Raw genomic sequence first — 9,489 nt, 5'->3', positions numbered from 1 at the left:
ATGGTTATAATCAATTATGTTTCTCTAACCTCAAAGATAATGAAGAAATCTATATAAGAGCACAAAAAGACTATAGAGAATCTATAAATAATAATTTCTCTCAAACTATACACAACAATAAAGATTCTAAAGTGCAAGGAAGCTATAGTGAATCTATTACTAAAGCTCATACCCAAACCATAGGCTTAGCTAAAAATGTTACTATAGGAGGAGAATATTTAACCAATGTAGCCTTAAGTAAAGATACTATAGTAGGATTAAGCAATAGCCTTAATGTAGGAGCAAGTCATAGTCTAAGAGTAGCTAAGGATAGTAGTGAGGTTGTTGGGGGAGATAGGAGTGTGGAGGTTGGGGGGAGTAAAAATACTACTATTGGGAAAGATTCACATACAATAATTAAGGGCAATAGTGAAGAGATAATAGAGGGAACATTAGATATACAAAGCACAAAAGAAATAAACATAAGCACACAATCCCATATTAATGTCAATGCCATAGATACTATTTTATTCTCTGGCAATGAATCCACTTCCTTTGAAACACAAAAAGAGCTTTCTTTCACTTCTGATAATACCGATATAGAATCAAAAAGCAATCTCACTGCTACAGCTGGCAATCAAATAACCCACCAAGTGGGCGATACCACCATAACGGCTACTTCAGATTCTGTCATCATCAAAGCAGGAGGCGTGGAGGTAGTCATAGATTCTAAAGGTTTAGTAGTTAAAGGCGGGGAGGTTAAGAGTGAGTGAGATAACAAGCAATACAGAGAGAATGATATTAAAGGAATCAAAAGTGTATAGAGAAATAAGCTATAATACCCAAACTATCATAAAGAGAAATATATAATGAGTGAAACAATATCTTTTGAAATAAAAGCCTTGCAAAGTGATGCTACTACCCCTATCCCTAATGCAGAAATACAATTAGAAAATAGCAATCTAGGACAAAATCCAAAGACAGATTCTCAAGGCATAGCTTCCTTTGAGATAGAATCTACACAACATCTAAAACCTTTTAGAGCAAAACTCATACACAAAGACTATCAAGAATATCCCATACAAGATAGAGTAATCATTCTAAATTCCATGAAAAGACGAGAGAAGCCTTTAGAGTTACGATTTAGAGGGAAGCTTGATAACTTTGCAGTGCAGCAAATCAAGCTAGAGCCACAAACAATCACACTCAAAGACGCCAATAATGAAATCATCACTAAAAATTTCTATAAACGAGGCGACACTCTCACATTCACTGCGAGTATCGATACTAGCAAAGCACAAGAAAGTGAGATTAAGTGGGCATATAAAATACTTAATGAAAAGGAACAATCCCTGCTTCAACAAAAAGATTCTAAAACATATAACCCCTTAAATAAAACAACCCTCAATCCTACTATAAACAACATACCTTCAGAGTTAAAGCAAATCCTACAAGATAAAGACAACAATGCCTACTTCTCTAACCAATCTGCCTATACTATAAAAGACTTCAAAAACAACACACAAGAACTGGAATCTCTCTATAAAGGCAAAACTTTAACAATCACTATTCCTACAAGCTTTGAAACTAGTAAGCAACAAGTTGCCATAGCTATCTTTGCCTATAAATATGAGCCAAATTGGCAAGTATGCCGTATAATCCACCTCAATGACTACCCACAAATCACCATTGATTGCACTCTTGCTGAAACTCTAAGGGCATACACAAGACAAGATAATATAGCTACACTAGGCTGGGGAGTAAGCTATATATGCCAAAGGCTATGGCATGATAATCCAAGCGATGCTAAAGAATTAAGTGAGCTTATCTATATAGATTCTCACTCCCCAGACTTTATGGAATCTATCCCTAATGCGACAATGCAAAAGATAGTCAAAGAGGTGTTACCGAGAATTGAACTAAAAGAGATAGTTAGAAAATATAAGGATATAGCAGACAAAACCTATCAAGAACAACAAAGGATACATAAAGATTTTGAAGCCTATAAACAACGCTATAATTTTTCTCGCAAAAAATATAAAGAAAAGCATATTGGACTCAACGCAAGTGGCGATATGATACCCTTTTATGTAGAGCTAGATTGGGATAGATTCTATATGCAGTTTCCTTTGATGAAAAACTTAGAAAAAGAAATGTTAAATATTCAAATAGAGCCGATATATATCCAAACAACAGGTATGCCGACAGGAAAATATAAAAATCAAAGCAAGATTCTCACATTAAACTTTTTACATTCAATGCAAAGCTTTATGTGTAGCAAAAGCGATATACTATATCAAGCTTTGCATAATAAAACAGCCTCAAATATGCAAGTAGTCGCTAATCTTAATGCCATAGCAAGTAATCCAAAGGGAGCTAAAATGCCAAAAAGCATTAGTAAAAATATCGATTCTAAGACACACACCATTACTGCACTTGATATAGAATATGAAGATATAAACCATACTATCTTTTCTATTAAAGCTAATGATATGTCCTTAGCACAAGCTCAAAAAGATATGGATTCACTCACACCAAAGGATTTGATGAGACACCATATGCAATATTATAGTATCTCTGATATAGACTTTGGACTAGAATACAAACTAAGCTTTGAGGAAAAGTCTAATCAAGCCATAGCTCTTTATGCCCTCTCTGGTAAATTCCAAATCTATTATGTGCTAGATAGTTTTGAAGTAGAGAGAATCAATGAAAAAGAAATAGCTATCTATCCCACACAGATAAAAGCTTATATTGATGATAGCTTTGATTTTAGAGACCAACCTATGCAGTTTGTAGGTGCTTGGGATTATGAGAAAATTAGTTTCTTGACTAAAACTAGTGAATATCAAAGAATTATTTATGATAATGCTGTTGATATAGTAAATAAATTACCTTTTGTGGAGAGAGATAAAAATACCTCAAAAGATTTCAAAGAAGTTATAATGAGAAACCAAGACTACCAAAATACACAAAAATACTTCAATTTAGGCTGTGATTTCCTAGTTACTAGCCCGACATTTAAAAATATCAAGATTCCAAAAGATGTAAAATTCAAGAATCTGTTTACGATTATTATAACATTGGGAGAATATCAATGAATAGTCTCTATGTATGTGATTATAGTTGGGGGACGCCCGATTGTCGTCTTGACCCAGATGCTGTATTGAACCTAATCATACAAATAACAATAGTATGTCTTTTAAACCTTGTGCCTATTGTGCTAATCCTTAAATATAGGAAGCTAGTGAATCTATTTTTTATTTTAGGCTCTATTATAGGGTATATATTGAGTTTTTTTGTAGCGTATATAGTGCTATGGCATAATGCAGGAGGATTTGCTATATTTTGCATATTCAATATTGCGCTTTTAATCCCCAGTTGGATTATGATATTAATTTTCAGCTATATCAATAGGCAGATAGCAAACAATAATAAAAAGAGCGTAACAATTGGATTTATATCCTTTTCTTTTGTGTTGTATGGCGTATTATATTGTTTTTGGAGTTTTGAAATTACAGGAAGAATAACATTATGAACATCTACTCTATTTACAACCACGACTACCAAAACACACAAAAATATTTCAACTTAGGCTTAGATTTTCTTGTAACAAGTCCTACATTCAAAAACATTACGATTCCAAATACTTTGGATATAAGGAATCTATTTAGGATTATAGTAAAGTAAGGCTAGATAATGACTGATGGATTTGGGTTTTTAGCTATTGTGTCATTGTTTGATATTTTTATATGTTGGCTCGCAGCATATATTGTGCTTTTTATAATATTTACTATTGCATATAAGAAATATCATCTTTTTGCAAACAAGCGTTTTGTTATAGGCATTGTATGTAGTGGCATAGTTGGCAGTGTATTGGGTAGTTTAATGGGCTGCATATTGGGAAAGGGAACAATAGGATTTGTAAAGATTTTTGCACCTATTATTTTTGGTAGTATTAGTGTATTGTCTTTTTTCTTAGTGTGGTGCTATATGTGTCTGCTTACATATAGAGCATACAAGAAACAAGAGAGCAAAAGAATGTATAAAACACAACATTTTTTTACCATTGTTTGCTTATCTAGTATCACGCTATTTCTAAATAGCTTTTATTTATCTTATAAGCTTAGTTAAATGCAAGGGGGCTGTTTTATGCAAAACCACGATTACCAACAAACTCAAAAGAATTTCAATCTCGGCTGTGATTTCTTAGTTACAAGTCCGACATTCAAAAATATTAAGATTCCAAAGGATTTAAAATTCAAGAATCTGTTTAGAATTATTGTAAGCTTGCAAGAGAATAAATAATGAATGATGAAAGTATAAAAATCTTATTTTTTATAGTATATTTAGTATTGCAAGTGTGGTTTATTTGCAATCTTTTACTTATGGTATTCATTATAAAGTATCGAAATTTAGTGAATCTATATTTTCTCTTAGGTGCTGTTTTTGGGCATATAGTTGGATTTATGATAGCATATTTGTTGTATTCTATCTTGACAAAAAGTATAAATTTGGAGAGACTTATGTTTATTTGGATAATTCCCTTAGCGTTGATTCCAAGCTTGATTGCTATTTTGATTTTAAGCTATATGAATCGCCACACTACAATTAGCAAAGCAAAAAGTATCAAATTTGGCTTTTTATTATTTTTTATCATTCTATCCATTATCTATGGCTTTTGGATGTTGAGGGAGTCATAATGCGAAATCTTGATTACCAAAACACACAAAGATACTTTAATCTCGGCTGTGATTTCTTTTTATATAGCTCTGCATTTTTGGATATGGATTTTAGTAATACACAGATACAAGATACTGCTATTATAATGAGGAAGTGAGATGTGGAGTCCTAGTTATTATGAGTTTTATGGAATTAAATTCATTAAATACTATTTCTTATTTTTTTATTGCCTAACACTTTTATTGTATAGATATAAGGTTCATTATGTAAATCTTGCTTTGCATATTGGTGCTTCATTGTTTTTATACTTGGTCGTATGGGGGGTGTTTATTGGTGCAACTACTATCAGCTTTTTTGAAATTTTTAAAATATTTTCAATCCCTATTATCCTGCAAACTATACATCTTGTCTTTATACTCTATGCTATTATCTATGCTCGTAAGTTTGATACACAAGAGATTCCATTTAGAAAAAGATTATGGCGATATATAGTTTCGTTTATCATTGGAGTTGTATTTGTGATTGCCTCTTTTATGATTATGTATGCTATTGGGGAATATATTTACTCGTGGTGTGATAGACACTATCTTAAAATTGATGAGAGAAATGAGGCTATTGATAGCTTAACATTCTATGTGCTTGCTATAATCTTTCCTCTCATTATTCTCTCACTCCTTAGCTATATCCTTTATAAAAACCACAAGCCATTTTTTACTAAGATTTTTGATAGAATCTTATCTATGGTGGGTAAAAGGAAGTCATAATGCGAAATCTTGATTATCAAAACACACAAAAGAATTTTAATCTAGGTTTAGATTTCTTTTTATATAGCTCTACATTTTTGGATATTACATCAGAGGAATAGCATACTAATGTTTGGCTCTTTCACTAATGAAGCAATCGGTATGTTTTTTATCTATCATTTCAATATTTTTGCTCTCTTTTTTGTTATATTCTTTTATCGCAAAGATAGATTCTTGGTAGGACTTCCGTTATTCTTTGGGTATTGTGCTAGTATAGTGGTGCTATATTTTTTGAATAACCCCTTGCAATCTTATATAAAAATTTTTGGCGTGTTGTATTATGCTGGAATGGGCTTAATCTTTGCATTGTGCGTGTTTGTGAGTATAGAGAGATTTAAGAGGCATAAGGGTGGGCAAAATTTCGTCATTGGCTTTGGCTTAGGATTTTTTATTTTTGTCCTTAGTGTGTTGACAAGTATAGCACTGCTGTATGGGTTATCTTTGCTTTTTAGCTCTCATAAGGCATTTTTGCGGTTTTTAGTCAAAGAATCTCTAGTGTTAGGACTATTTTTGCTTTATTTTTTCGCAAGAAATGTTTATAAGCTATAGAGTAAGGTAAAAGGAGTGGCACAAAACAAGGTGTATTACTTGGTTTTTGTAATTGGTAGCGTGGCATTGGTGCTAAATTTTTTGCCTTATGTGATAAAATTTTTTAAGAGGATATGAGGATATATAATGCGGAATCTTGACTATCAAAACACACAATCTTACTTTAATTTGGGTTTAGATTTTATAATTACTAGCAAGGGCTTTAAAAACATTATGATTCCAAAGGATTTGGATACAAAGAATCTATTTAGGATTATAGTAAAGTAAGGCTAGATAATGACTGATGGATTTGGGTTTTTAGTATATGCCTTTATATTGCCCACATTGATTCTTGGTGGCATATCGTGTTTATGTATAGTATTTTTGATAAGATTTCAGAGTTTTCGTAGTTTTGTGTGTTCAAAAGCTTTTTGGATTGCTTGGCTTTTCCCTTATTATACATTATTGTTGATTGTCTTGTTGACTTATGAATGGGAATTATTAACGATGTATATCTGCGGCATTTCTTTACCTTTGGTATATTATGTCAGGAAAGTTTTTATACAATCGCATTTGAATCTAGTTTCAAATGGATTGTCATTATGGATTATTCCAATGAGTGTTTTTTCTCTTTGTATCCATAGTAGTATGGTTCTTGTTTGGAGGTATTAATGCTTTTTCAAACAAATTATGATAAGCAAACATATTTCAACTTAGGTTTAGATTTTCTTGTAACAAGTCCTACATTCAAAAACATTACGATTCCAAATACTTTGGATATAAAGAATCTATTTAAGATATTGGTGGAGTTAAAATAAAGTAATGGAAATGGCTCTATTAATTTTTCTCTATGCTGCTTTTTGTATTGGTAGTCCGAGTTTTGTTATAGTGGCGTGTATGGGTTTATTAAAGCGATATGTTAATCGTTATTTTATATATGGGGCTTTGGCGACACTTAGCTTTGTGCTTATTTGTTATTATATGTATTCCTTTTTTGTCGATGAGGCGTTTTATCGCTTGATAGACAAACTTGGCTGCACACCCCATCAAAACGAGCCTGATATTAGCTTGGGGATAATGCACTGCTACACATACTTAAATGTCTTTTTAGACTTTTTTGCCTATCCTTTGATAATGGTGCTAATGGTAACTTCTCTTGTTTGGATAGCTATGTGTATTATAACTTTAATGCGATATGACATAGCAATATCTATAAAAGCTATACCCAAAGAGTTTAAAAGAAAAAGCTTTCTATATGGAGTCTTATTATACGCAACAGAGCTTTTGCTGCTAGGCTTTGCGTATATCTATGCGAGAATGACAAATAGCGGCAATATTGCTTTTGTCATTCTTGCTAGTATATTTGGCTCTGTTCTTATTCTTGTGATTGCTAAAATGAGGGGCAAAAGGAAGTCATAATGTTAAAGCTTAAAATCCAAAACCATGACTACCAAAACACACAAAAATATTGTAACTTAGGCTTAGACTTTAGGATTGTAACTCCTACATTCAAAAGCATAAAAGTCTATCCCTTATCAATGCCAATCCAAATAAAGCTAAATTGATGAATGTTGTAGATTCATTTATAATTCTATCAAAGGGGATTTTGACAGCATTTCTTTATAGTGTTGCTATGTTTTGGCTCGTGATTCCTGCAATGTTGCCTTTTATTTTTACAACATTTATTCCCAAAATACATAGAATGTTGCTCAAAAATGGAAGTATTGTTTATTGGATTATTGGTGGTTTTATCTCTTATATCATTTATATTGTAGTTCATTTTGTGGCATTTTTTTAAAATTGATATAGATTCTATGTATTTAGTGCTTCTTGGAGCAGTAATTTTTAATATTTATTCTACTATATATCTTGTGTTATTTAAGTTTTTTTCCAACAATAAACAAAATGCTTTTTTAGGCAAAAAAGAAAAGTATTTTTTATTAGGTTTAAATTTTCTTTTTGCTATATTGTTTCCCACGATAGTCCTTATTTTTTTGGAAATGGTATTATCTATATGAAAACCTTAGAAAAAGAAATATCCATATATCCCACACAGATAAAGGCTTATATCGATGATAGCTTTGATTTTAGCGACCAGTCCTATCAGCCTGTGGGTATGTGGGATTATAATGAAGTAAAGTTTAATCAGTATCGCTCAATGGAACATTTGTTAAGTTACAATAAGCCAGTGGTGCCAATTACTTCTGTATTTTTAAATGCTCCACAAACTTTAAATGATATTCCTAGATATAAGCAATCAATGCACTATGTTACAGAAACCACTATAAAACAATCAGCACAACAAGATAAATACTACATCATCAACCAAAACTACCAAGATTACCAAACCCATTTTAAATTTGGGCTAGATTATAGAATCTTTAGCAAGAGTGCTAAGGTGATAGAGATTCTAAAAAATGAGGATTTGACAATTATCTTTCAGGGTGGTGAGCTGTGAGTTTTGTTTATTTTCATATCTATCCACATTACCTTATCTTGTTAATAGGGTGGGTATTTTATTTCTTTATTATGTTTCCTGTGTTGAAATACATAAATCAAAAAGTTTTTTTCTACGAAATATTTGCTCTCAAGAGTTTTTTATTTGGCTGTATATTTGGAATAGTAGCTGTGTGTTTGTATTACGCAATCATTATATATACCAAAGAAGGCATAAGGGCAATTTTTTTGATTTTGCTGACATTTATAAGTGGTGGGGGAATGCAAATCTATGGAATGCTATTAAAATTTCATTTATGCAATAACACATCAGGTATTCATTTTGGATTGACACAAAATATTATTATATTTGTTATGACTTCATTGTTGATTGGATTATTGCTAGTGGATATAATGGCTTGCTCTCCATTTGTAATACTTGGAGCAATGCTTAAAGAAAGTATTATGAATAATGGAATATTGGCGAGATAATCTTATGTATAAAGCATACAAAGACTTGCCACATTTTATAACTGCCAAATTTGCTAGTATGGACGCACAAAGAATAGAACAAGATATGAATAGGACTATTGAATATAGTAAAAAGCATAATCTATACTACATCATCAATCAAAATTACCAAGACTACCAAAATAACTTTCACTTTGGACTTGATTATAGAATCTTTAGCAAGAATGCTAAGGTGATAGAGATAAAACATATTTAAAGGACCCCTATGTCTTATCTACAACTGAGTATAGATTCCCTCTCTTTTACCATCACCAAAGCCCATATTAAAGAAAGTCTGCAATCTCCCTTTGTTATATCTTGTGAAGGATATATAGAAAGTATCCATAGTGATATCTTGCATGTATTTAGCACGCAAACTAAAACTTCTACTTCTCTAACACACACCCCTAATGTATATGATTCTTCTTTTCATCCAAACTTGCTCTTAGATTCACAAGCAACATTTAGCTTTACTAATCCCTATACACAACACAATATTCTTTCTTTTACACATAATACTAGCAGGACTGCTAATCCCAAATCCACAAAT

At 31.7% G+C, this 9,489-nt stretch carries 11 protein-coding genes and 1 pseudogene; all 12 read left to right on the top strand.

The annotated features are described in order from the left end of the window. A partial coding sequence (locus B9T66_RS08490; protein ID WP_095628531.1) for a bacteriophage T4 gp5 trimerisation domain-containing protein occupies positions 1 to 752 on the top strand: 752 nt, incomplete at its 5' end. Positions 753 to 848: 96 nt separating this feature from the next. Then, the gene (locus tag B9T66_RS09280) at positions 849 to 3,080 is read left to right on the top strand and encodes a DUF6402 family protein (protein WP_257874677.1); all 2,232 of its coding nucleotides are present in this window, start codon (positions 849 to 851) and stop codon (positions 3,078 to 3,080) included. A 1,051-nt stretch (positions 3,081 to 4,131) separates the two neighbouring features. Next, positions 4,132 to 4,287 carry a hypothetical protein gene (locus tag B9T66_RS08950; protein WP_180763386.1) on the top strand — a complete coding sequence of 52 codons (156 nt, stop codon included), beginning with the start codon at positions 4,132 to 4,134 and terminating at the stop codon, positions 4,285 to 4,287. 394 nt (positions 4,288 to 4,681) lie between these two features. Further along, positions 4,682 to 4,819, top strand: a complete 138-nt coding sequence (locus B9T66_RS08945) for a hypothetical protein (protein ID WP_180763385.1) — start codon at positions 4,682 to 4,684, stop codon at positions 4,817 to 4,819. Between the two features lies 1 nt (position 4,820). Then, positions 4,821 to 5,426 (top strand): hypothetical protein, encoded by a 606-nt coding sequence (locus tag B9T66_RS08465; protein ID WP_054198771.1) that lies wholly within the window; start codon positions 4,821 to 4,823, stop codon positions 5,424 to 5,426. 108 nt (positions 5,427 to 5,534) lie between these two features. Next, positions 5,535 to 6,014: a hypothetical protein gene (locus B9T66_RS08460; RefSeq protein ID WP_095628527.1), complete on the top strand. Its 480-nt coding sequence runs from the start codon at positions 5,535 to 5,537 to the stop codon at positions 6,012 to 6,014. Between the two features lie 807 nt (positions 6,015 to 6,821). After that, positions 6,822 to 7,412 carry a hypothetical protein gene (locus tag B9T66_RS08450; protein WP_143429125.1) on the top strand — a complete coding sequence of 197 codons (591 nt, stop codon included), beginning with the start codon at positions 6,822 to 6,824 and terminating at the stop codon, positions 7,410 to 7,412. A gap of 187 nt (positions 7,413 to 7,599) precedes the next feature. Beyond that, positions 7,600 to 7,791 carry a hypothetical protein gene (locus tag B9T66_RS09275; protein ID WP_257874676.1) on the top strand — a complete coding sequence of 64 codons (192 nt, stop codon included), beginning with the start codon at positions 7,600 to 7,602 and terminating at the stop codon, positions 7,789 to 7,791. A gap of 216 nt (positions 7,792 to 8,007) precedes the next feature. Continuing rightward, positions 8,008 to 8,451 carry a DUF6402 family protein gene (locus tag B9T66_RS09050; protein WP_219350228.1) on the top strand — a complete coding sequence of 148 codons (444 nt, stop codon included), beginning with the start codon at positions 8,008 to 8,010 and terminating at the stop codon, positions 8,449 to 8,451. Next, on the top strand, positions 8,448 to 8,921 hold the full coding sequence (locus B9T66_RS08435) for a hypothetical protein (RefSeq protein ID WP_034346434.1): 474 nt from the start codon (positions 8,448 to 8,450) through the stop codon (positions 8,919 to 8,921). The genes B9T66_RS09050 and B9T66_RS08435 overlap by 4 nt, the downstream gene beginning before the upstream one ends. Then, entirely contained in the window at positions 8,902 to 9,156 is a 255-nt protein-coding gene (locus B9T66_RS08430; protein ID WP_095628525.1) for a hypothetical protein, read from the top strand. The genes B9T66_RS08435 and B9T66_RS08430 overlap by 20 nt, the downstream gene beginning before the upstream one ends. A gap of 9 nt (positions 9,157 to 9,165) precedes the next feature. After that, a pseudogene (locus tag B9T66_RS08425) lies at positions 9,166 to 9,489 on the top strand (type VI secretion system Vgr family protein); the annotation flags it as partial.

The sequence above is a fragment of the Helicobacter sp. TUL genome, assembly GCF_002287135.1.
Classification (GTDB): domain Bacteria; phylum Campylobacterota; class Campylobacteria; order Campylobacterales; family Helicobacteraceae; genus Helicobacter_F.
This window is presented reverse-complemented; position numbering and strand designations above follow the sequence as displayed.